General features: G+C 60.4%; 17 protein-coding genes and 1 pseudogene. 9 read left to right on the top strand and 9 right to left on the bottom strand.

Annotation, left to right across the window (positions count from 1 at the left end):
- Positions 1 to 53 precede the first annotated feature (53 nt).
- The 6 genes from prpD to ACIGDJ_RS26735 all read right to left on the bottom strand — a co-directional run bounded on the left by prpD (position 54) and on the right by ACIGDJ_RS26735 (position 8464).
- Positions 54 to 1538 carry a 2-methylcitrate dehydratase gene (gene prpD, locus ACIGDJ_RS26760; RefSeq protein WP_313004334.1) on the bottom strand — a complete coding sequence of 495 codons (1485 nt, stop codon included), beginning with the start codon at positions 1536 to 1538 and terminating at the stop codon, positions 54 to 56.
- Positions 1539 to 1653: 115 nt separating this feature from the next.
- Entirely contained in the window at positions 1654 to 2844 is a 1191-nt protein-coding gene (gene prpF, locus ACIGDJ_RS26755) for a 2-methylaconitate cis-trans isomerase PrpF (RefSeq protein WP_397480087.1), read from the bottom strand.
- 50 nt (positions 2845 to 2894) lie between these two features.
- Positions 2895 to 5489 carry a Fe/S-dependent 2-methylisocitrate dehydratase AcnD gene (gene acnD, locus ACIGDJ_RS26750; protein ID WP_101157302.1) on the bottom strand — a complete coding sequence of 865 codons (2595 nt, stop codon included), beginning with the start codon at positions 5487 to 5489 and terminating at the stop codon, positions 2895 to 2897.
- A gap of 108 nt (positions 5490 to 5597) precedes the next feature.
- On the bottom strand, positions 5598 to 6725 hold the full coding sequence (gene prpC, locus ACIGDJ_RS26745; RefSeq protein WP_313004325.1) for a 2-methylcitrate synthase: 1128 nt from the start codon (positions 6723 to 6725) through the stop codon (positions 5598 to 5600).
- 126 nt (positions 6726 to 6851) lie between these two features.
- The gene (gene prpB / locus ACIGDJ_RS26740; RefSeq protein ID WP_101157299.1) at positions 6852 to 7742 is read right to left on the bottom strand and encodes a methylisocitrate lyase; all 891 of its coding nucleotides are present in this window, start codon (positions 7740 to 7742) and stop codon (positions 6852 to 6854) included.
- Positions 7739 to 8464 carry a GntR family transcriptional regulator gene (locus ACIGDJ_RS26735; RefSeq protein ID WP_101157297.1) on the bottom strand — a complete coding sequence of 242 codons (726 nt, stop codon included), beginning with the start codon at positions 8462 to 8464 and terminating at the stop codon, positions 7739 to 7741. Before ACIGDJ_RS26735 ends, prpB begins: the two co-directional genes overlap by 4 nt.
- A 367-nt stretch (positions 8465 to 8831) precedes the next feature.
- Between ACIGDJ_RS26735 and ACIGDJ_RS26730 the strand changes: the two genes are divergently transcribed.
- The 4 genes from ACIGDJ_RS26730 to pabB all read left to right on the top strand — a co-directional run bounded on the left by ACIGDJ_RS26730 (position 8832) and on the right by pabB (position 13452).
- The gene (locus ACIGDJ_RS26730) at positions 8832 to 9368 is read left to right on the top strand and encodes an ATP-dependent zinc protease (protein ID WP_101157295.1); all 537 of its coding nucleotides are present in this window, start codon (positions 8832 to 8834) and stop codon (positions 9366 to 9368) included.
- A gap of 5 nt (positions 9369 to 9373) precedes the next feature.
- Entirely contained in the window at positions 9374 to 10909 is a 1536-nt protein-coding gene (locus ACIGDJ_RS26725) for an inactive transglutaminase family protein (protein WP_101157293.1), read from the top strand.
- The gene (locus tag ACIGDJ_RS26720; RefSeq protein WP_397480088.1) at positions 10909 to 11895 is read left to right on the top strand and encodes an alpha-L-glutamate ligase-like protein; all 987 of its coding nucleotides are present in this window, start codon (positions 10909 to 10911) and stop codon (positions 11893 to 11895) included. The genes ACIGDJ_RS26725 and ACIGDJ_RS26720 overlap by 1 nt, the downstream gene beginning before the upstream one ends.
- Before the next feature lie 213 nt (positions 11896 to 12108).
- On the top strand, positions 12109 to 13452 hold the full coding sequence (pabB, locus tag ACIGDJ_RS26715; RefSeq protein ID WP_397480089.1) for an aminodeoxychorismate synthase component I: 1344 nt from the start codon (positions 12109 to 12111) through the stop codon (positions 13450 to 13452).
- Between the two features lie 131 nt (positions 13453 to 13583).
- Here the strand turns inward: pabB and thrH are convergent, their stop codons facing one another.
- Positions 13584 to 14201, bottom strand: a complete 618-nt coding sequence (thrH, locus tag ACIGDJ_RS26710) for a bifunctional phosphoserine phosphatase/homoserine phosphotransferase ThrH (RefSeq protein WP_397480090.1) — start codon at positions 14199 to 14201, stop codon at positions 13584 to 13586.
- Between the two features lie 163 nt (positions 14202 to 14364).
- Between thrH and ACIGDJ_RS26705 the strand changes: the two genes are divergently transcribed.
- The 3 genes from ACIGDJ_RS26705 (at position 14365) to ACIGDJ_RS26695 (ending at position 17932) form a co-directional block, all read left to right on the top strand.
- Positions 14365 to 15105, top strand: a complete 741-nt coding sequence (locus ACIGDJ_RS26705) for a phosphoadenylyl-sulfate reductase (protein ID WP_397480091.1) — start codon at positions 14365 to 14367, stop codon at positions 15103 to 15105.
- A gap of 506 nt (positions 15106 to 15611) precedes the next feature.
- Entirely contained in the window at positions 15612 to 17150 is a 1539-nt protein-coding gene (locus tag ACIGDJ_RS26700; protein WP_397480092.1) for an NCS1 family nucleobase:cation symporter-1, read from the top strand.
- A gap of 53 nt (positions 17151 to 17203) precedes the next feature.
- Positions 17204 to 17932, top strand: coding sequence for an aspartate/glutamate racemase family protein (locus ACIGDJ_RS26695; protein ID WP_101157284.1), 729 nt, complete (start codon positions 17204 to 17206; stop codon positions 17930 to 17932).
- A gap of 61 nt (positions 17933 to 17993) precedes the next feature.
- Here ACIGDJ_RS26695 and ACIGDJ_RS26690 read toward each other — a convergent pair whose 3' ends face one another.
- A complete protein-coding gene (locus tag ACIGDJ_RS26690) occupies positions 17994 to 18917 on the bottom strand; it encodes a LysR family transcriptional regulator (protein ID WP_397480093.1) in 924 nt (307 codons plus the stop codon).
- A gap of 125 nt (positions 18918 to 19042) precedes the next feature.
- On the opposite strand from ACIGDJ_RS26690, the gene ACIGDJ_RS26685 reads away from it, so the two are divergent.
- On the top strand, positions 19043 to 19789 hold the full coding sequence (locus ACIGDJ_RS26685; protein WP_397480094.1) for a 3-oxoacyl-ACP reductase family protein: 747 nt from the start codon (positions 19043 to 19045) through the stop codon (positions 19787 to 19789).
- A gap of 60 nt (positions 19790 to 19849) precedes the next feature.
- Here ACIGDJ_RS26685 and ACIGDJ_RS26680 read toward each other — a convergent pair whose 3' ends face one another.
- Positions 19850 to 20545 (bottom strand): HAD-IA family hydrolase, encoded by a 696-nt coding sequence (locus tag ACIGDJ_RS26680; RefSeq protein WP_397480095.1) that lies wholly within the window; start codon positions 20543 to 20545, stop codon positions 19850 to 19852.
- A 248-nt stretch (positions 20546 to 20793) separates the two neighbouring features.
- On the opposite strand from ACIGDJ_RS26680, the pseudogene ACIGDJ_RS26675 reads away from it, so the two are divergent.
- A pseudogene (locus tag ACIGDJ_RS26675) lies at positions 20794 to 22187 on the top strand (type IV secretion protein Rhs); the annotation flags it as partial.

Here is a 22187-nt window from a genome sequence, read left to right as displayed (position 1 = left end):
CATCAATTCCCTGTGGGAGCGGGCTTGCCTGCGAAGAACGATAACGCGGTCGGTCAGATCACCAACAGGTCGATGAATCGATTCACCGCTGTGGCTTCCAGCCGCGCCTGATCCTCACAGAGCGCGAATATCTCAGCGCAACGCTGGCCGGCAAACCGCGTGGCCAGGTTGGCCTTGAACTTGTCTTCCAGCAACGGAATGCCTTCGGCGCGGCGACGGCGATGGCCGATCGGGTACTCCACCACGACGTTCTCGGTGCTGCTGCCGTCCTTGAAAAAGACCTGCACGGCATTGGCAATCGAGCGTTTATCGGGCTCGAGGTATTCGCGGCTGAAACGCGGTTCTTCAACGATGACCATTTTCTCGCGCAACACGTCGATGATCGGATGCGCCTTGTGGAAATCGTCTTCGTACTGCTCGGCCACCAGATTGCCGAACGCCAGCGGCACAGCCGTCATGTATTGCAGGCAATGATCGCGGTCGGCGGCGTTAGCCAGCGGGCCAACCTTGGAAATGATGCGGATCGCCGACTCATGGGTGGTGATGACGATCCGGTCGATTTCATGCAGGCGATTACGCACCTGCGGATGCAAGGTCACCGCCGCCTCGCACGCCGTCTGCGCGTGGAATTCGGCAGGGAAGCTGATCTTGAACAGCACGTTTTCCATCACGTAACTGCCCAATGGCCGGGAAAAGCTGAAAGCGCGCTTGTCCTCGGGCTTGAGCGCCAGATCGTTGTTGGTGTGGCTGAACGACACGTCATAAAAGCCCCACTTTTTCGCGCTCAACACGCCGGGAATGCCCATCTCGCCGCGCATGGCGATATCAGCCAGACGCACGCCACGACTCGCCGCATCCCCCGCCGCCCAGGATTTGCGCGAACCGGCGTTGGGCGCATGGCGATACGTGCGCAGCGCCTGACCATCGGCAAAGGCATGCGACAGCGCTGACAGCAGTTGCTCGCGGTTGGCGCCCATGAATCTGGCGCTGACGGCAGTTGAAGCGACTTTCACCAGAATGACGTGATCGAGTCCTACGCGATTGAAGGAGTTTTCCAGAGCGATCACGCCTTGAATCTCATGGGCCATGATCATTGCTTCCAGCACATCGCGCAGGGTCAACGGCGTTTCACCGTTGGCGATGCGTTTCTGCGACAAGTGGTCGGCCACGGCGAGGATAGCGCCGAGGTTGTCCGACGGGTGGCCCCACTCGGCGGCGAGCCAGGTGTCGTTGTAATCGAGCCAGCGGACGATGCAGCCGATATCCCACGCGGCCTTGACCGGGTCGAGGCAATAAGGGGTGCCGGGAACCCGAGCGCCGAACGGCACCACCGTGCCCTCGACGATCGGGCCGAGGTGCTTCGTACATTCGGGGAAACGCAGCGCCAGCAAACCGCAGCCCAACGTGTCCATCAGGCAGTTGCGGGCGGTGTTCAGCGCTTCGCTGGATTCGGGCTTGAAGGTCAGGACGTAGTCGGCGATGTCCTGCAGGACTGCGTCGTAATCGGGGCGGTTGTTCAGGTCGACGTTGGCGCTCATGTTCGATTCACTCCTGTAGGAGCTGCCGAAGGCTGCGATCTTTTGATTCTGTTTTTTCGCGATCAAGATCAAAAGATCGCAGCCTTCGGCAGCTCCTACCTGGTTTTGTGTAATGTCAGAAAGAATCTCCGGGCACGCGCACGTAACCTTCCATGAGTACCCGTGCACTGCGGCTCATGATGGCTTTCTTCACCACCCACTCGCCATTCTCCAGCGTCGCCTCGGCGCCCACGCGCAATGTCCCCGACGGATGTCCGAAACGCACCGCATTGCGCTCGACGCCACCCGCAGCAAGATTGACCAGCGTGCCGGAAATCGCCGCTGCCGTACCAATCGCCACCGCCGCCGTGCCCATCATTGCGTGGTGCAGCTTGCCCATCGACAACGCCCGCACCAGCAGATCCACATCACCGGCGGCAATCGCTTTACCGCTCGACGCGACGTAATCCGCAGGCTTGGCCACAAACGCAACTTTTGGCGTGTGCTGACGTTTGGCAGCATCTTCCAGATTGGCGATTAGGCCCATGCGCACCGCGCCGTAGGCACGAATCGTCTCGAACATCAGCAGCGCTTTCGGGTCGCCATTGATCGCACCCTGCAGTTCGGTGCCGGTGTAACCGATGTCTTGGGCGTTGACGAAAATCGTTGGAATCCCGGCATTGATCATGGTCGCCTTGAACGTGCCGACACCCGGTACTTCCAGCTCATCAACCAGATTGCCGGTAGGGAACATCGAGCCACCCCCGCCCTCTTCTTCCGCCGCCGGATCCATGAATTCGACCTGCACTTCGGCCGCCGGAAAGGTCACGCCGTCGAGTTCGAAATCACCGGTTTCCTGCACTTCGCCGTTGGTGATCGGCACATGGGCGATGATGGTCTTGCCGATGTTGGCCTGCCACACGCGCACCACCGCCACGCCGTTGTTCGGAATGCGGCTGGCATCGACCAGACCGTTGCTGATGGCGAACGAACCGACCGCCGCCGAGAGGTTGCCGCAGTTGCCGCTCCAGTCGACGAACGGCTTGTCGATGGACACCTGGCCGAACAGGTAATCGACGTCGTGATCGGCGCCGGTGCTTTTCGACAGGATCACGGTTTTGCTGGTGCTCGACGTCGCGCCCCCCATGCCGTCGATTTGCTTGTCATACGGATCGGGGCTGCCGATGACCCGCAGCAGCAAAGCGTCGCGAGCGGGGCCAGGCACCTGCGCCGCTTCGGGCAGGTCGGTGAGGCTGAAAAACACGCCTTTGCTGGTGCCGCCGCGCATATAGGTGGCAGGGATTTTGATCTGTGGTGCGTGAGCCATGATTGCTCCTTCAAAGCGGCCAAAAACCCGTTTCTGGCCGCTGAACCGATTTAAACAGCCACCGCCGACCCTTCAAGGAAGTCCTGAGCGAAGCGCTGCAATACGCCGCCGGCTTCGTAGATCGACACTTCTTCAGCGGTATCGAGACGACAGGTCACCGGCACTTCGATACGCTCTCCATTCTTGCGGTTGATCACTAGCGTCAGGTCCGCGCGCGGTTTGCGCTCGCCGATCACGTCATAGGTTTCGCTGCCATCAATGGCCAGTGTGTGGCGGTTGGTGCCGGGTTTGAACTCCAGCGGCAACACGCCCATGCCTACCAGGTTGGTGCGGTGAATACGCTCGAACCCTTCGGCAGCAATCGCCTCGACACCGGCCAGGCGCACGCCTTTCGCCGCCCAGTCGCGGGACGAACCCTGACCGTAATCGGCGCCGGCAATGATGATCAGCGGCTGCTTGCGTTCCATATAGGTTTCGATGGCCTCCCACATGCGCATCACTTTGCCTTCCGGCTCGACGCGGGCCAGCGAACCCTGTTTGACCTGGCCGTTTTCCACGACCATTTCATTGAACAGTTTCGGGTTGGCAAACGTTGCGCGCTGCGCGGTCAGGTGGTCGCCACGGTGGGTGGCGTAGGAGTTGAAGTCCTCTTCAGGCAGGCCCATTTTCGCCAGGTATTCGCCGGCGGCGCTGTCGAGCATGATCGCGTTCGACGGCGACAGGTGATCGGTGGTGATGTTGTCCGGCAGCACCGCCAGCGGGCGCATGCCCTTGAGCGGACGGGCGCCAGCCAGCGCACCTTCCCAGTACGGCGGACGTCGGATGTAGGTGCTCATCTCGCGCCAGTCGTACAACGGCGCGACTTTCGGCCCGGTATCTTCATGCACGGCGAACATCGGAATGTAGACCTGACGGAACTGCTCAGGCTTGACCGAAGACTTGACCACCGCATCGATTTCTTCGTCGCTCGGCCAGATATCTTTCAGGCGGATTTCCTTGCCGTCGACCACGCCCAGCACGTCTTTCTCGATATCGAAACGGATGGTCCCGGCGATGGCATAAGCGACCACCAGCGGCGGCGACGCGAGGAATGCTTGCTTGGCGTACGGGTGGATGCGGCCGTCGAAGTTGCGGTTGCCGGAAAGCACGGCGGTCGCATACAAATCGCGGTCGATGATCTCTTGCTGGATGACCGGGTCGAGGGCGCCGGACATGCCGTTGCAAGTGGTGCAAGCGAACGCCACAACGCCAAAGCCGAGCTGCTCCAATTCAGTGGTCAGCCCCGCTTCGTCGAGGTACAGCGCCACGGTTTTCGAGCCCGGCGCCAGCGACGATTTCACCCACGGCTTGCGCGTCAGGCCAAGCTTGTTGGCATTGCGCGCCAAGAGGCCTGCGGCGATGACGTTGCGCGGGTTGCTGGTGTTGGTGCAACTGGTGATGGCGGCAATGATCACCGCGCCGTCAGGCATTTGCCCCGGCACGTCATCCCACTGCCCGGAAATGCCTTTGGCGGCCAGATCCGATACCGCAACGCGGGCGTGCGGATTGCTCGGGCCGGCCATGTTGCGCACCACCGAAGACAGGTCGAAGGTCAGGCCGCGCTCGTATTGCGCACCTTTCAGGCTGTCGGCCCACAGGCCGGTGAGCTTGGCGTACTGCTCGACCAATTGAACCTGCTGATCTTCACGACCGGTCAGTTTCAGGTAATCGATGGTCTGCTGATCGATGTAGAACATCGCCGCCGTAGCCCCGTACTCCGGAGCCATGTTGGAGATGGTCGCACGGTCGCCGAGGGTCAGCGCCGCGGCGCCTTCGCCGAAGAACTCCAGCCAGGCGCCAACAACTTTCTGCTTGCGCAGGTATTCGGTCAGCGCCAGGACCATGTCGGTGGCGGTGATGCCCGGTTGCAGCTTGCCGGTCAGTTCGACGCCGACGCTTTCCGGCAGGCGCATCCACGACGCGCGGCCGAGCATCACGCTCTCGGCTTCGAGGCCGCCGACGCCGATGGCGATCACGCCCAGCGCATCGACGTGCGGGGTGTGGCTGTCGGTGCCGACGCAGGTGTCGGGGAAGGCCACGCCTTCGCGCACCTGAATCACCGGCGACATTTTCTCCAGATTGATCTGGTGCATGATGCCGTTGCCCGGCGGGATCACGTCGACGTTCTTGAAGGCCTTCTTGGTCCAGTTGATGAAGTGGAAACGGTCTTCGTTGCGGCGGTCTTCGATGGCGCGGTTCTTTTCGAACGCCTGAGCATCGAAACCGCCCGCCTCGACTGCCAGCGAGTGGTCCACGATCAGTTGCGTCGGCACTACCGGGTTGACTTGAGCCGGGTCGCCGCCCTGCAAAGCGATGGCGTCACGCAGGCCGGCGAGGTCGACCAGCGCGGTCTGGCCGAGGATGTCATGGCAGACCACCCGCGCCGGGAACCACGGGAAATCCAGATCGCGCTTGCGTTCGATCAGTTGCTTGAGCGAATCGGTCAGCGTGGCCGGGTCGCAGCGCCGCACGAGGTTTTCCGCCAGCACGCGGGAGGTATACGGCAGGGTGTCGTAGCTGCCGGGCGCAATCGCCTCGACCGCCGCGCGGGTGTCGAAGTAATCCAGCGGCGTGCCGGGCAGGTTCTTGCGCAATTCTGTGTTCATCGGGTCAGGACTCGGGTCACGGTGATTACAAGTGATGGGCGTTACACCGACCTTAAGGGTCACACCGCCCCTTGTAGGAGCTGCGTGTACTCGGGTCAGCTCACCATTTCAGCGACGTTCGATTGGCACGAACTTGCGCTGTTCGACGCCGGTGTACTCGGCGCTTGGGCGGATGATGCGGTTGTTGGCGCGTTGTTCGAACACGTGCGCGGCCCAGCCGGTCAGGCGCGAGCAGACGAAGATCGGTGTGAACAGCTTGGTCGGGATGCCCATGAAGTGATACGCCGAGGCATGGTAGAAGTCGGCGTTGGGGAACAGCTTTTTCTGCTCCCACATGGTCTTGTCGATGGCCTCGGAAACCGGGAACAGCACCGTGTCGCCGACCTCGTCAGCGAGTTTTTTCGACCAGCCCTTGATCACCTCGTTGCGCGGGTCGCTGTCCTTATAGATCGCGTGGCCGAAGCCCATAATCTTGTCCTTGCGCTCGAGCATGCCGAGGGTGCCTTTGACCGCCTCTTCCGGCGATGAAAAGCGCTCGATCATTTCCATCGCCGCTTCGTTGGCGCCGCCGTGCAACGGACCGCGCAGCGAACCGATCGCCGCCGTTACGCAGGAGTACAAATCGGACAGAGTCGAGGCACAAACGCGTGCCGTGAACGTCGAGGCATTGAATTCGTGTTCGGCGTAAAGGATCAGCGACACGTTCATGACTTTGACGTGCAGCTCGCTCGGTTTCTTGCCGTGCAGCAAATGCAGGAAGTGGCCGCCAATGGTCGGTTCGTCGCTGACGCAGTCGATGCGTTTGCCGTCGTGGCTGAAGCGATACCAGTAGCACATGATCGCCGGGAACGCGGCGAGCAGACGATCGGTCTTGTCACGCTGCTCGGAGAAGTCTTTTTCCGGCTCGATGTTGCCGAGGAACGAGCAACCGGTGCGCATCACGTCCATCGGATGAGCGTCGGCGGGAATGCGCTCCAGCACCTCCTTGAGCGCTTGCGGCAGATCGCGCAGCTTGCTCAATTTTTGCTGGTAATCGGTGAGCTGCGCCTGGTTCGGCAGTTCGCCGTACAGCAGCAGATAGGCGACTTCTTCAAATTGCGCGTCGGCGGCCAGTTCACGCACGTCGTAGCCGCGATAGGTCAGCCCGGCACCGGCCTGGCCCACGGTGGACAGTGCGGTTTGCCCGGCGACCTGACCCCGGAGCCCGGCGCCACTGAGTACTTTTGCTTCGGCCATTGTTGCCTCCAATCTTGAATTTGTTAGGGAGTGCGGCAAAAAGATCGCAGCCTCGTTGCACTCGTCAGCTCCTACAGGGGAATGCGGTTCATGTAGAAGCTGCCGCAGGCTGCGATCTCTTGATCTTCATTTTTTCGCAGCAAACAACGCATCGAGCTTCTGTTCGAACGTGTGGTAGTCGATACGATCGTAGAGCTCCATGCGAGTCTGCATGGTGTCGATGACATTCTGTTGCGTGCCGTCGCGGCGGATCGCGGTGTAGACGTTTTCCGCAGCCTTGTTCATCGCGCGGAACGCCGACAACGGGTACAGCACCAGCGACACGTCGGCAGCGGCCAGTTGCTCGGTGGTGTACAGCGGCGTTGCGCCGAATTCGGTGATATTGGCCAGGATCGGCGCTTTCACACGGTTGGCGAACAGCTTGTACATGTCCAGCTCGGTAATGGCTTCGGGGAAAATCATGTCGGCACCGGCCTCGATGCACGCGGCGGCGCGATCCAGTGCCGATTCCAGCCCTTCGACTGCCAGCGCATCGGTGCGCGCCATGATCACGAAGCTGTCGTCGGTGCGTGCATCGACGGCGGCTTTGATGCGATCGACCATTTCCTGCTGGCTGACGATTTCTTTATTGGGGCGATGGCCGCAGCGCTTGGCGCCGACCTGATCCTCGATGTGGATCGCCGCCGCGCCGAACTTGATCATCGATTTGACAGTGCGCGCGACGTTGAACGCCGAGGAACCGAAACCGGTATCCACATCGACCAGCAGCGGCAGATCGCAGACGTCGGTGATGCGGCGCACATCGGTCAGCACGTCATCCAGACCGGTGATCCCCAGGTCCGGCACGCCGAGCGAGCCTGCGGCCACGCCGCCACCGGACAGGTAGATCGCCTTGAAACCGGCGCGCTTGGCCAGTAGCGCGTGGTTGGCGTTGATCGCGCCGACCACTTGCAAAGGATGCTCGCTGGCGACCGCATCGCGGAAGCGCTGGCCCGGCGTGTTCAGGTTGGAAGTCATGCATCACCTCGTTCAGTGGCTGTCTGGTTGTGGGCGCCGTCCTCGTAGTGACGGGCGATGTTGCGTTTCGAGGCGCCGATGTGGCGGCGCATCAACAGTTCTGCGAGCTCGCCGTCACGGTCGGCGATGGCATCGAGAATGCGGTGGTGTTCGGCAAAGGCCTGGTGCGGGCGATTGGGCGTAGTGGAAAACTGGATGCGATACATGCGCACCAGCTGATAGAGCTCGCCGCAGAGCATCTGCGTCAGTGTGCGATTGCCGCTGCCCTGGATGATTCGGTAGTGGAAGTCGAAATCGCCTTCCTGCTGGTAGTAACCGACGCCGGCCTGAAACGCCGCATCGCGCTCATGGGTTTCCAGGACCCGGCGCAACTCGTCGATCTCCGCGACGCTCATGCGCTCGGCGGCGAGGCGGCAGGCCATGCCTTCAAGGGATTCACGGATTTCGTAGAGTTCGATCAATTCGGCATGGCTGAGCGACACCACCCGCGCACCGACATGCGGCACACGCACCAGCAGGCGCTGGCCTTCCAGACGATGGATCGCCTCTCGCAGCGGACCGCGGCTGATGCCATAGGTGCGCGCCAGTTCCGGCTCGGAGATCTTGCTGCCCGGGGCGATCTCGCCTTTGACGATAGCGGCCTGGATGCGCCGGAAGACATTTTCCGACAGCGTCTCGGAATCGTCGCCGCTGATGACCGGGGAATCGAGCTGATCCAGCATGATTGTCGACACCTTTAAATCCAATGCGGCAAAAACTAGCCAATCCGGCGTGATGAGTCAAAGGATAAATAGGTATTGTCGACAATCGTCTAATAACCTAAAAAAGATCGTCCGATCGCGGCCCGAGCCTCCGACAGCTCCTACAGGAGGTATGCAAATCCCTTGCAGGAGCTGCCGAAGGCTGCGATCTCTTGCTTTTTGCTGGCCGCCCCAAGCGCTGGCGCCATAAAACCACCGTGCTAGAATGCCGCCCGCATTTGCGGGTCTTTGTACGGCTTGCCATAAAAAGCTGATAAGCACACGCGGGGGCTTGCGCACGGTTGTGCGGGCACCTGAACCGATAACGGAACGCTGCGCACCAGGATTTATGAGACTCAAGCCTTTCCCCACCTTTTTTGCTCTGTTTTGCCTGCCCGGCCTCGCCGCCGCGGGGGAAAAAACCGTGTACGGCCTCAACGAATACGCTTCGCTTGACGGCATCAATCTCGAAGTCGCGGCCAAACTGGACACCGGGGCGAAGACCGCCTCGCTGAGCGCTCGCGACATCAAACGCTTCAAACGCAACGGTGAGTCCTGGGTACGTTTCTACCTGGCGATCGACGCCGCGCATTCGCACCCCATCGAACGGCCGCTGGCGCGGGTCAGCAAGATCAAGCGCCGCGCCGGCGACTACGACCCGGAAGAAGGCAAGCAGTACACCGCCCGTCCGGTGATCGAGCTGGATATCTGCATGGGTTCGGCATTGCGCAGCATCGAAGTGAACCTCACCGACCGAAGTGCGTTCCAATACCCGCTTTTGATCGGCTCCGAGGCGTTGAAACGCTTCGACGCGCTGGTCGACCCCAGTCTTAAATACGCTGCCGGCAAACCTGCCTGCACCATCGCCGCTCATACCGCCGGGTAATTTCCATGCGTTCTCTAACCTTCCACCTGAAAATCCTGATCGCCGTGCTGGTTCTGCTGGGCGTTTCGGTTACGGCATATCAGATTTTCGTGCTCGGCATTCCGGTGACCGAAGACGCCACCGACGACCTCTGGAACATCGACGCCAAAGTCGAATTCGTCGCCAGCACCAAGGATCCGGTGAAGATCCAGATGTTCGTGCCGCCGTTGAGCCGCGATTACGTCAGCCTCAACGAAAGCTTTATCTCCAATAACTATGGCGTCGCGGTCAATCGCGTCGACGGCAACCGCAAGGTGACCTGGTCGGCCCGCCGCGCTAAGGGCAACCAGACGTTGTATTACCGTCTGGTGCTGACCAAGCGCTACACCGCAGAAAAATCCAAGGTCAAAGGCCCGACCTTCCGCGACAGCATGGTCATCGAAGGCCCGGAAAAGATTGCCGCCGAAGCTCTGCTCGCGCCGATCCGCCAACACTCGGCCGACGTCGAAACCTTTATTGGCGAGGCGATCAAACGGGTCAACAACCTCAACGACGACAACGTGAAATTGCTGCTGGCCGGCGACCCGTCGACTGCGCACAAAGCCAAGATCGTCGAATTGCTGCTGTCCATCGCCCACGTGCCGGTAGAAAAAGTCCACACCATCCGCCTCGTCGCCGATCAGCCACAGACACCCGAGCTGTGGCTGCGCAGTTTCAACGGCAACGACTGGCTGTATTTCAATCCGGAAACCGGTGAACAAGGCCTGCCGACCGACCGCCTGCTGTGGTGGACCGGCGACGAAAACCTGATCACCGTCGACGGCGGCAAGAAAGCCAATGTGACTTTCAGCCTGAACAACAGCGAGATGAACGCAATTCGTCTGGCCAAGCTGACCGACGAAAACACTGATGCCAACTTCCTCGATTACTCGCTGTACGGCCTGCCGCTGCAGACCCAGCAGACCTTCATGATCATGGTGATGATCCCGATCGGCGTGCTGGTAATCCTGATCCTGCGCAACCTGATCGGCCTGCAGACGCTGGGCACGTTCACTCCGGTGCTGATTGCCCTCGCCTTCCGCGAAACGCAGTTGGGCTTCGGCATTCTGCTGTTTACCGTGATTACCGCACTGGGGCTGTCACTGCGCTCGTATCTCGAACATCTGAAATTGCAGATGCTGCCGCGTCTTTCGGTGGTGCTGACGTTTGTCGTGGTATTGATTGCAGCGATCAGTCTGTTCAGCCACAAGCTTGGCCTTGAGCGTGGTCTTTCGGTGGCGCTGTTCCCGATGGTGATTCTGACCATGACCATCGAACGCCTGTCGATCACCTGGGAAGAGCGCGGCGCCAACCACGCGCTTAAAGTCGCGATCGGTACCCTGTTCGCCGCCTCCCTGGCGCACCTGATCATGACCGTGCCAGAGCTGGTGTACTTCGTCTTCACCTTCCCGGCAATCCTGCTGATTCTGGTCGGCTTCATGCTGGCAATGGGTCGCTATCGCGGCTACCGCCTGACCGAGCTGGTGCGTTTCAAGGCTTTCCTGAAGAAGGCTGACGCCTGATGTTCGGTTTCTGGAAGACCTGGAAGGCCCTGGAGGCGCGCGGCATCATGGGCATCAACCGCCGCAACGCGGACTACGTGCTCAAGTACAACAAGCGCAGCCTGTACCCGATCGTCGATGACAAGATCCTCACCAAGGAACGCGCCATCGCCGCCGGCATCCACGTGCCAGAGCTGTACGGGGTGATCTCGACCGAGAAGGAAATCGACAAGCTCGACGAGATCATCGGAGGGCGCAACGATTTTGTGATCAAACCGGCGCAGGGGGCCGGCGGTGACGGCATCATCGTCATCGCCGACCGCTTCGAGGGTCGCTATCGCACGGTGTCGGGCAAGATCGTCGCCCATGAAGAGCTCGAGCATCACATCTCGAGCATCCTCACCGGCCTGTACTCGCTGGGCGGCCACCGTGACCGCGCACTGATCGAATACCGCGTGACCCCGGACCAGATCTTCAAGAGCATCAGCTACGAGGGCGTGCCGGACATCCGCATCATCGTGCTGATGGGTTACCCGGTGATGGCAATGCTGCGGCTGCCGACACGCCAGTCCGGCGGCAAGGCCAACCTGCACCAGGGCGCCATCGGCGTCGGTGTCGATCTGGCCACAGGCCTGACCCTGCGCGGCACCTGGCTGAACAACATCATCACCAAACACCCCGACACCACCAACGCCGTGGATGGCGTGCAACTGCCCTACTGGGACGGTTTCATGAAACTTGCCGCTGGCTGCTATGAGCTGTGCGGGCTGGGTTATATCGGCGTGGACATGGTGCTCGACCAGGAAAAAGGCCCGCTGATTCTCGAGCTCAATGCGCGGCCGGGGCTGAATATCCAGATCGCCAACGATTGCGGCCTGACCTTGCGTACCCATGCGGTTGAAGCGCGGCTGGAAGAGCTGAAGACGCGGGGCGTTAAGGAATCGGTTGAAGAGCGGGTGGCGTTTACCCAGGAAATGTTTGGGCATATTCCTGCGGTCGAGGGCTGATCCGAAACCGAGTCGCGGCGTTCGCGAGCAAGCCCGCTCCCACTTTGGAATGCACTTCCCTGTGGGAGCGGGCTTGCTCGCGAAGGCGGACTTCCTGCCAACACAAGCCTCAACCCTGCCGCCAATCTGCCAATCCCCGACATAGCCTCTAGGAGCAAGTCCCGCAGAGGACTACAATCCCCACCCCGCCTCAACGGCCGATCTGCCCCGCCCATGTTGACCTGCTCCGTACACCCTCTGCCCTACCGCGCCAATCCCGCCGTCTATTTCGCGGCCATTCGCAATGCCCCGGGAGCCGTGCTGCTCGACAGTGGCCGGCCGAGCGCCGAACGCGGCCGTTATGACTTGCTCAGCGCCTGGCCGCTGGAACAACTGGCGGTGTTGCCGGACGAAAGCGGTGCGCATTTCCTGCAGCGCCTGCGCGACAACCTCAGCCGCTTGGGCGAAGCGCAATTGCCGGTCGAATACGAATTACCCTTCGCCGGCGGACTGATCGGCTATTTGAGCTACGACTTCGGCCGGCATCTGGAACATCTGCCGAGTCAGGCGCGGGATGATCTGCAACTGCCCGATGCGCGTTTTGGCCTGTACGACTGGGCGCTGATCAGCGATCACCGCGCGCAAACCAGCCAATTGGTCTTTCATCCTTCGCTTGCTGACAGTGAACGGCAGCGACTGGTCGCGCTGTTCACTCAGCCTCAAATTGCCGCGCTGGCGTCCTTCAAACTGAACGCCCCGATGGCCGCTGATCTCTCGACCGACGATTATCGTCAGGCCTTCGAACGCATTCAGGAATACATCCAGGCCGGCGACTGTTATCAGGTCAATTTCGCGCAACGCTTTCGCGCTGAATGCCAGGGCGATCCATGGCTGGCTTACTGCGAATTGCGCGAGGCCTGCCCGACGCCGTTCTCCGGTTTCCAGAGCCTGCCCGACGGCGGCGCGGTGTTGAGCCTGTCGCCGGAACGTTTCGTCAAAGTCAGCCAGCGTCAGGTCGAAACCCGCCCCATCAAAGGCACCCGCCCCCGTGGCCTGACGCCAGCCGAAGACGCAGCCAATGCCGCCGAACTGCTGGCCAGCCCCAAGGACCGCGCGGAAAACCTGATGATCGTTGACCTGCTGCGCAACGACCTCGGGCGCACCTGCCGCATCGGTTCGGTGCGGGTGCCGGAATTGTTCAGTCTGGAGAGTTATCCCAATGTTCATCACCTGGTCAGCAGCGTGACCGGAGAACTGGCGCCGGATCGTGATGCGCTGGACCTGATCGCCGGCAGTTTCCCCGGCGGCTCGATTACTGGCGCACCGAAAATCCGGGCGATGCAGATCATTGATGAGCTGGAGCCGACCCGGCGCGGTTTGTATTGCGGATCGTTGCTGTACCTGGACGTGCGCGGTGAGATGGACAGTTCCATCGCCATTCGCAGTCTGTTGGTCAAGGATGGACAGGTGTGCTGCTGGGGCGGCGGCGGGATCGTCGCCGATTCGGACTGGCAGGCGGAGTATCAGGAATCGATAACCAAGGTCAGAATCCTCCTCGAAACCCTGCAAAACCTCTGAGGAATGATCGTTCCCACGCGCAGCAAAGGAATGCGGCCCGGGACGCTCCGCGTCCCATCCAAAGCCGAACGCGGAGCGTCCGTTGAGGCATTCCCACGCAGAGCGTGGGAACGATCATCAGGTAGCCAGGCTTACAGGCTGAGATCGCGGTTTGAGGCTTTGAGAAATTCCTGCTTCAGCTCGGCAAAGGTGTGCACCGCCGGGAACTGCGGAAACTCGCGAATCACATTGTCCGGCGCATGGAACAGAATCCCGGCATCCGCCTCACCCAACATGCTCGTGTCGTTGTACGAATCCCCCGCCGCAATCACCCGGTAATACAGGCTCTTGAACGCCAGCACCGACTGGCGCTTCGGGTCTTTTTGACGCAACTGATAGCTGGTCACGCGCCCGCTCTCGTCAGTAATCAAGCGATGACAAAGCAGCGTCGGAAAGCCCAGCTGGCGCATCAGCGGCTGCGAAAATTCATAAAAGGTGTCCGAGAGAATCACTACCTGAAAGCGCTCGCGCAGCCAGTTGACGAACTCGACCGCGCCATCCAGCGGTTTCAGCGTGGCGATCACTTCCTGAATGTCCGAAAGCTTGAGGCCGTGCTCATTGAGGATGCGCAGACGCTGCTTCATCAAGACGTCGTAATCGGGAATGTCCCGGGTGGTGGCCTTGAGGGAGTCGATTCCGGTTTTTTCGGCAAAGGCGATCCAGATTTCCGGTACCAGCACCCCTTCAAGATCCAGGCAAGCAATTTCCACAAGACACTCCCGTTTGTAGTGATTATTGAGTCGAGCGAGGCCGAACTCTAGCGTCTGCATCTGAGGTGCGCAACGCAGAGGGCGCCCCGAGCGTGGCAGCTTTTTGTTACCATCGGCCCCCTATAGAGCGCCCGAGCGCCACTGACCTGTAGGAAGCCGCCTGATGAGCCCAACGTTCGATGTCGTGGAACTCGCCACGACCTATGCCAACAAATCCGCGCAAGACATTCTCAAACTCGCCTTCGCCGAGTTCGGCGATGAGCTGTGGATATCTTTCAGCGGCGCCGAGGATGTGGTGCTGGTGGACATGGCCTGGAAGCTCAACAAGAACGTCAAAGTATTCAGTCTCGATACCGGCCGCCTGCACCCGGAAACCTATCGCTTCATCGAGCAGGTACGCGAGCATTACAAGATCGACATCGAAATTGTCTCGCCGGACCACGCGAAACTTGAACCGTTCGTGAAGGAAAAAGGCCTGTTCAGCTTCTACCGCGACGGCCACGGCGAATGCTGTGGCATCCGCAAGATCGAACCGCTGCGGCGCAAACTCGCCGGCGTCAAAGCCTGGGTCACCGGCCAGCGCCGCGACCAGAGCCCGGGTACCCGCAGCGCGGTAGCGGTGCTGGAAATCGACACCGCCTTCTCGACCCCGGAACGCACCCTGTACAAGTTCAACCCGTTGGCGCAGATGACCAGCGAAGAGATCTGGGGTTACATCCGCATGCTTGAGTTGCCGTACAACAGCCTGCACGAGCGCGGTTTCATCAGCATCGGCTGCGAACCCTGCACCCGCCCGGTGCTGCCGAACCAGCACGAGCGCGAAGGTCGCTGGTGGTGGGAAGAAGCCACGCAGAAAGAATGCGGGCTGCATGCCGGAAACATCATCAGCAAGAGCAAGGCTTGATTTACGGGTGATGTAAATACCTGTGGGAGCAAACTTGCTCCCACAGGGGGCATCTGCCCGGCCCATCAATGTGTACACAGGAATGTCACCATTGGTGCCATTTATGTGTGCATTTACATTTTTACGCCCTGAAAAGTTACATTCCCCTCCAGAGTCGCCTACGGCTCGCAACTGCGCAAAATCTCCTCGATAAAAATATTCCTGTCCGACTGATCAATTTATATCGCCAGTTTTTCAGCCACTTATGGCACGTCGATAACTATTCGAAATGAGCCTGGCTGCTGATAGACCGGCAACTGGCATAGATCTGGCTTTATCGCATACATGTTTTGTATACAAAAATGCAAAACATGCACACTTTCGATCCGCAAGCCTGAAGCGCCCTATCCCGTACAGGCTGCAGATGCCCCGTAACCAGTGATGTCTTCACCGCCGCGACGAAGATTTGTCGAGCCTGAGTGCTCATGCACAGTCATCGCGGCGTTGAACGTCAGGAGCCTGCCGGAATGCGTACAAGTCTTTCGAATAACATCACGCTGAATCTGCCCTCCTCCACGCTTGATCAACCGTTGCCCGATGCCGGACTGAGCGAGCCGCTGCAACTGAGCCCGCGTCTGCACAACAGCGATCTGGCGCCGACCAAAGCCGAGGGCCGGCGCTGGGGTCAGTACAGCATCTTCGCCCTGTGGACGAATGACGTGCACAACATCGCCAACTACTCGTTCGCCATCGGTCTGTATGCATTGGGCCTGGGCGGCTGGCAGATTCTGTTGTCGCTGGGGATTGGCGCAGCACTGGTGTATTTCTTCATGAACCTGTCCGGGTACATGGGGCAGAAAACAGGGGTGCCGTTTCCGGTGATCAGCCGGATCAGTTTCGGCATCCACGGTGCGCAAATTCCTGCATTGATCAGGGCGGTTATCGCCATCGCCTGGTTCGGTATTCAGACGTACCTCGCCTCGGTGGTATTGCGCGTTTTGCTCACCGCTGTGCATCCCGGCTTCGCCGATTACGATCACAACTCGATTCTGGGCCTGTCGAGCCTGGGCTGGGTGTGCTTCGTGGCGATCTGGCTGGTGCAACTGGCGATCCTCGCCTACGGCATGGAAATGGTGCGCCGTTACGAGGCATTTGCCGGGCCGGTGATTCTGCTGACCGTCGCCGCCCTCGCCGGGTGGATGTATTTCCAGGCCAACGCGACCATCGCCTGGTCGATCCGCGAGCCGCTGACCGGCGCCGAGATGTGGCGCAATATTTTTGCCGGCGGCGCGTTATGGCTGGCAATTTACGGCACGCTGATTCTCAACTTCTGCGACTTCGCTCGTTCTTCGCCGTGCCGCAAGACCATCAAGGTGGGAAACTTCTGGGGCTTGCCGGTGAATATTCTGGTATTCGCCGCGATTACCGTGCTGCTCTGCGGCGCGCAGTTTCAAATCAACGGGCGAATCATCGAAAGCCCGACCGAGATCATCGCCTCTATCCCCAACACCTTCTTTCTGGTGCTCGGCTGCCTGGCCTTTCTGATCGTCACCGTCGCGGTGAACATCATGGCCAACTTCGTCGCCCCGGCCTTCGTGCTGAGCAACCTGGCGCCGAAATACCTGACGTTCCGCCGCGCCGGGCTGATCAGCGCGACCATCGCTGTGCTGATCCTGCCGTGGAATCTCTACAACAGTCCGCTGGTGATCGTGTACTTCCTCTCAGGACTCGGCGCCCTGCTCGGCCCACTGTACGGGGTGATCATGGTCGACTACTGGCTGATCCGCAAAGGCCGGATCAACGTGCCGCAGCTCTACAGCGAAGACCCCAACGGCGCTTACTACTACAGCTGCGGCATCAATTTCCGCGCCGTGGCGGCGTTTATTCCTGCAGCGCTGATCGCCATCGTCCTGGCGCTGGTGCCGGGTTTCCACAGCGTTTCGCCGTTCTCCTGGCTGATCGGCGCCGGTATCGCCGGCATGCTTTACCTGATCATCGCCAAACGCCAAGCGCATTACGCCGAAGTCAGCGGCGAATGCATCGCTGTGGATAACGCCAGTCATTAATCCCTTCGCGGCCCGGTTTCGGGCCGCACCACTGCCCGCAATAAGGATTTTCCATGCGTATTCTCGTGGTCAACGTCAACACCACCGAATCCATCACCGACGCCATCGCCCGCTCGGCGCAGACCGTCGCTTCGCCCGGTACGGAAATCGTCGGCCTGACGCCGTACTTCGGCGCCGAATCGATTGAAGGCAATTTCGAAAGCTACCTCGCCGCCATCGCCGTGATGGACCGGGTGATGGCTTACGATCAACCGTTCGATGCGGTAATCCAGGCCGGTTACGGCGAGCATGGTCGTGAAGGGTTGCAGGAACTGCTCAACGTGCCGGTGGTGGACATCACTGACGCGGCGGCCAGCACCGCCATGTTTCTCGGCCATGCCTACTCGGTGGTGACCACGCTGGATCGCACCGTGCCGCTGATCGAGGATCGGCTGAAACTATCGGGCCTGTGGGATCGCTGTGCCTCGGTGCGCGCCAGTGGTCTGGCGGTTCTGGAACTGGAACATGAACCGCAGCGCGCGCTGGAGGCGATCGTGCATCAGGCCGAACTGGCTGTGACCCAGGACAAGGCCGAGGTGATTTGCCTGGGCTGCGGCGGGATGGCCGGGCTGGACGAGCAGATTCGCCGGCGCACGGGTGTGCCGGTAGTGGACGGTGTGACGGCGGCGGTGACGATTGCCGAATCACTGGTGCGCTTGAAGTTGTCGACGTCCAAGGTGCGCACGTATGCAACGCCACGGCCGAAGAACATCATTGGCTGGGCGCAGCGCTTTGCTCGATAGACCAGGTTATCGTTCATCGCGGGCAAGCCCGCGATGGCCGCAACTCGGTCTCGACTATCAATCAGACGGCACTAAACCGGCGCCCAAGCCCTTGCTCAGCAAACTGCTCAATCACAAAGTCCACAAACGCCCGCGTCTTGCCGGGCAACAATTTGTGCTCGGCGTAATAGATCGAAATGTTGCCGTCATCGACAAACCAGTCCGGCAGCACCCGCTGCAACGTTCCCGCCTCCAAATAACCCACCGCAAACGGCATGCTCACCAGCGCAATGCCCAAACCTTGCGCCGCCGTTGCACAAGCCGCCTCGGAATCGCTCATGGTCATCCGCGCTCGCAGCATCAGCGGGCTGTGTTGCTGATCGCGGTGGGTGAGTTGCCACGAACGCACACGTCCGGTCTGCGGCGAGCGAATCAAAATGCCGTCGTGCAGCTTGAGGTCATCGGGATGGCTGATCGGCGCATGTTTGTGCAAGTAATCCTGCGATGCCACCAATACCCGATGCGCCGGCGTCAGTCTGCGCGCAACCACACCTTGTGGCAGTTCAAAGCCGCCGCCAATCGCGGCATCGAAACCCTGCCCGATCAGGTCGACCTGCCGGTTATCGAAATGCCAGTCCGGGTTGATTGCCGGATAACGCCGCAAGAACTCACCCAGCAGCGGCACGATATACAGACTGCCGAACACCGTGCCCATGCTGACCTTCAGCGTGCCGGCCGGCTGCCCTCCGGCACTGGCCAGATTGGCCACGGCATTCTGGATGGTGGTCAGGCTGGCGCTGACCTCACTTAAAAACAACTGGCCCGCTTCGGTCAGCGTCAGCCGGCGTGTACTACGCTGGAACAGCCGCACGCCGAGCCGCGCTTCCAGCTTCGCCACGCTTTTGCCAACCGCCGCCGGGGTCAGACTCAAGCGCCGTGCGGCCTCGGCAAAGCTGCCGACTTCGGCGCTGCGCACAAAGCATTCGATACTGCTGAACGTTTGCATGATCGCCACTATAAACTTCTGGTTTACACAGACTATAGCAATCAGGGTCTACACGGTGGTCGATACGACGCCGATACTCGGCACCAACAGCAAGGCATTTCGCCTTGAACATTTGGAGATCGAACATGACCACTCAACACCTCAGCGGCAAAGTCGCTCTGATTCAAGGCGGTTCGCGCGGCATCGGCGCGGCTATCGTCAAACGTCTGGCCGCTGAAGGCGCCGCCGTCGCTTTCACCTACGTCAGCTCCGCCGCCAAGGCTGAAGAATTGCAGAACAGCATCACTGGCAACGGTGGCAAAGCCTTGGCCATCAAGGCCGACAGCGCCGATGCGGGTGCCATTCGCCAAGCAGTCAGCAGCACCGTCGAAGCATTCGGGCGTCTGGATATTCTGGTGAATAACGCCGGCGTGCTGGCCATCGCGCCGCTGGAGGATTTCAAACTGGAAGACTTCGATCAGACCCTGGCCATCAACGTGCGCAGCGTGTTCATCGCCTCGCAGGAAGCGGCGAAGCACATGGGTGAAGGGTCGCGGATCATCAACATCGGCAGCACCAACGCCGATCGCATGCCCTTCGGCGGTGGCGGCGTCTACGCGATGAGCAAATCAGCGCTGGTCGGCCTGACCAAAGGTCTGGCCCGCGACCTCGGCCCACGGGGCATCACCATCAACAACGTGCAACCTGGCCCGGTCGACACCGATATGAACCCGGCCCACGGCGACTTCGCCGACAGCCTTATCCCGTTGATGGCCGTGGGTCGTTACGGCACCGCCGATGAAATCGCCAGCTTCGTCGCCTACCTGGCCGGGCCGGAAGCCGGTTACATCACCGGTGCCAGCCTGACCATCGATGGTGGTTTCGGCGCCTGACAGACCTGCAAAAAAACGCCGCCCTTCTTTATAGCAAGGGCGGCCTTTGCGATTTAGCGCTCAAGTAAATTCCAGCGTCGGCAGGCCAAAAACGCTCGGCCTGAAGTCTTTCAGCGAGCGGATAATGCCGTCAGCGTGGGCATATTTTTCATCGGCCATCGCCGCGTCAGGAATGGCGATTGCCGTCATGCCTGCGGCTTTCGCCGCAGTGACGCCAAACGGCGAATCCTCAAACACCAGACAATCCTTGGGCGCGACGCCCAGACGTCGGGCCGCTGTAAGGAAGATATCCGGTGCCGGTTTGGCCGCGCCAACTTCCGGATCATCTGCCGTGACGATAAAGTCGAACAGCACGAACCAGTCACCGTGCAACGTGGTTTTCTGCCCGAACGACTGGCGCGACGAACTGGTGCCGACCGCAATCGGAATGTCATGCGCCTTGAGATGCCGCACCAGCGCTTCGGCACCCGGCATCGCCTGCGCCTTGGGGAACCGCTCACGCATCAGCGGTTCGCGGATCTGCAGAAATTCCGCCGGCGTGATCGGCAGTTCCAGCGCCTGCACGACGTAATTGGCCAGGTCATTGGCACCGCGACCAATGATGTTCTGCTTGACGCTCCAGTCGAAGGTTTTCCCGTAGCGCCCGGCAATCAGTGAGGTGACCTCGGTGTAAATGCCCTCAGTGTCGAGCAGCAAACCGTCCATATCGAAAATCACGGCCTTGATCGGGCCGAACGTCTTCAGCGGTGCATTCATCATCGGATCCGTTAACAAAGACATTCCGGGCGACAGGCAACGTGCCGCAGCGCGGATCTGATTAATGGGTTCAGCAGCATAGCGAGGCCGATGGACATTGAGCAACGGGCAATCCGATCGACGCGCCTGACCCCTCTCGCGCATTTAGCGAAACCTCCTACAGACAGCGCCTATTTCCCCGACTTCTTTCTTCTTTGATCCCGCTCAAAGTCCGCGCTCCGTTTTTTCATATGCGCGAGCGACTGCGAATGTTTCAACCCGATCGGCTATTGGCCCTGAACAACAGCATCGGACTGCTGGTAGTGGCCGCTCTGAATCCCAAGCAGCCAGATTTTGAAGCGCTGATTGATGAGTTCCGCCTTTGCCTGAACAACTACGACGTCTGGGCCGAGCAATTCTGGACCGGGACGGCGCTGGACATCGAGCAGGTGTTCAAGGTTGGCAATGACGTGCAACTAAGCGCGCCGGTCAACTCGCGCGCACCTGTCAGTACATCGGTGGTCATGTGTCAGGCCAACGGTCCGCTGACGCTGGTGCATCTGTTCGAAGCTGCGCGCTTCGTGCCAATCGGCAACACCCCCGTGACCCTCGAACCGGTGCTGAGCGACGTCGACGGCGTACTGACCTTGGGCGAACCACTGCGCCATACGATCGGCCCGAGCGGAATTCTGCAAGTGACCGACTGCGAACGGGGCCAGCGCTATCGCATCACCTTCTTTCCCGATGTTTCCAGCGCCCATGTGCGCGCGCTATATGCCTCTTATGAAAGCGTCATCGCCGGCCTGGAAACCTGGCTGCGCGCCGAGTGGACAGGCTTTGAGCCGCAGTGGACGGAGTTTTCCAGCGCCGGTTTTCTTGATCGTTACGGGCAGTTGCAACGGGCCGACTGGCGCGGTCTGGAAAAAGCCCTGAACGGGGTTTGGGACGACATCCAGCAACTGTTTGCTCTCCTCGCCGATCTGCAGGAGCACAGCGAAAAACTTCTCGAATATCTGAGCGAGGTCGAACTTGAGGCGTTGCTTGCGGCTTCAAACGAGGCGATTGCCAACGCCTTGTTGATGCTCAGCGACGAGCCGTTGTTGTTCATTCATCTGGCCGCGTTCACCAGTTGGCTGAAAATGCTGCCGCCGCAATACCTCGCCGAGGTGGTGGCCGAAGTTCGCACCGAGTTGCTCATCAGTTTTCTGTTGATGCGCGTGGCAGGCGGTGCCGGCGTATCGCTGCGCCTGAGCAGCAAGGTGCTGGCGAAGATCAAGTCGCCGCGGGCGCGGGAGTGGCTGGCCGCGTCAGCCTTGCGACTGGCTGAACTCACTTCAACGCCGGAACTCAAGCAGCACGCGAGTACGTTGAAGCCGCTTATGTTGCATGCCCGCGAAGTTGCGCTGAAGCCGACACCTTCGATTCCGCTGAACATTCGCCAGGCAGACGCGGTGGTGTTGAGCGTGCCGAATCCGGCGTCACTCGCGCGGGAAAAATCCCAAAGCAAGGCGCGCCTTGAGCGTCACGAGCCCCACGACGACGTCCCCGACCAGTCAAAAAACCCCAACGGCGACCCCGCCGACTGCGTACCCAAAACTTGCAAAAACGGCTGTCCGGTGTCGATGGTCACCGGCGAAGAACTGCTGACGCTCACCGATGCGGT

Source organism: Pseudomonas sp. NPDC079367 (genome assembly GCF_044542195.1).
Classification (GTDB): Bacteria; Pseudomonadota; Gammaproteobacteria; order Pseudomonadales; family Pseudomonadaceae; genus Aquipseudomonas.
Note: the sequence above shows the minus strand (reverse complement) of the source record. Positions and strands in the feature narration are given on the sequence as shown.

Excerpts from the sequence above, each read along its gene's own strand:
- prpD (WP_313004334.1), bottom strand. The coding sequence starts at position 1,538 with ATGAGCGCCAACGTCGACCTGAACAACCGCCCCGATTACGACGCAGTC.
- prpF (WP_397480087.1), bottom strand. The coding sequence starts at position 2,844 with ATGGCTCACGCACCACAGATCAAAATCCCTGCCACCTATATGCGCGGC.
- acnD (WP_101157302.1), bottom strand. The coding sequence starts at position 5,489 with ATGAACACAGAATTGCGCAAGAACCTGCCCGGCACGCCGCTGGATTAC.
- prpC (WP_313004325.1), bottom strand. The coding sequence starts at position 6,725 with ATGGCCGAAGCAAAAGTACTCAGTGGCGCCGGGCTCCGGGGTCAGGTC.
- prpB (WP_101157299.1), bottom strand. The coding sequence starts at position 7,742 with ATGACTTCCAACCTGAACACGCCGGGCCAGCGCTTCCGCGATGCGGTC.
- ACIGDJ_RS26735 (WP_101157297.1), bottom strand. The coding sequence starts at position 8,464 with ATGCTGGATCAGCTCGATTCCCCGGTCATCAGCGGCGACGATTCCGAG.
- ACIGDJ_RS26730 (WP_101157295.1), top strand. The coding sequence starts at position 8,832 with ATGAGACTCAAGCCTTTCCCCACCTTTTTTGCTCTGTTTTGCCTGCCC.
- ACIGDJ_RS26725 (WP_101157293.1), top strand. The coding sequence starts at position 9,374 with ATGCGTTCTCTAACCTTCCACCTGAAAATCCTGATCGCCGTGCTGGTT.
- ACIGDJ_RS26720 (WP_397480088.1), top strand. The coding sequence starts at position 10,909 with ATGTTCGGTTTCTGGAAGACCTGGAAGGCCCTGGAGGCGCGCGGCATC.
- pabB (WP_397480089.1), top strand. The coding sequence starts at position 12,109 with ATGTTGACCTGCTCCGTACACCCTCTGCCCTACCGCGCCAATCCCGCC.
- ACIGDJ_RS26705 (WP_397480091.1), top strand. The coding sequence starts at position 14,365 with ATGAGCCCAACGTTCGATGTCGTGGAACTCGCCACGACCTATGCCAAC.
- ACIGDJ_RS26700 (WP_397480092.1), top strand. The coding sequence starts at position 15,612 with ATGCGTACAAGTCTTTCGAATAACATCACGCTGAATCTGCCCTCCTCC.
- ACIGDJ_RS26695 (WP_101157284.1), top strand. The coding sequence starts at position 17,204 with ATGCGTATTCTCGTGGTCAACGTCAACACCACCGAATCCATCACCGAC.
- ACIGDJ_RS26690 (WP_397480093.1), bottom strand. The coding sequence starts at position 18,917 with ATGCAAACGTTCAGCAGTATCGAATGCTTTGTGCGCAGCGCCGAAGTC.
- ACIGDJ_RS26685 (WP_397480094.1), top strand. The coding sequence starts at position 19,043 with ATGACCACTCAACACCTCAGCGGCAAAGTCGCTCTGATTCAAGGCGGT.
- ACIGDJ_RS26680 (WP_397480095.1), bottom strand. The coding sequence starts at position 20,545 with ATGAATGCACCGCTGAAGACGTTCGGCCCGATCAAGGCCGTGATTTTC.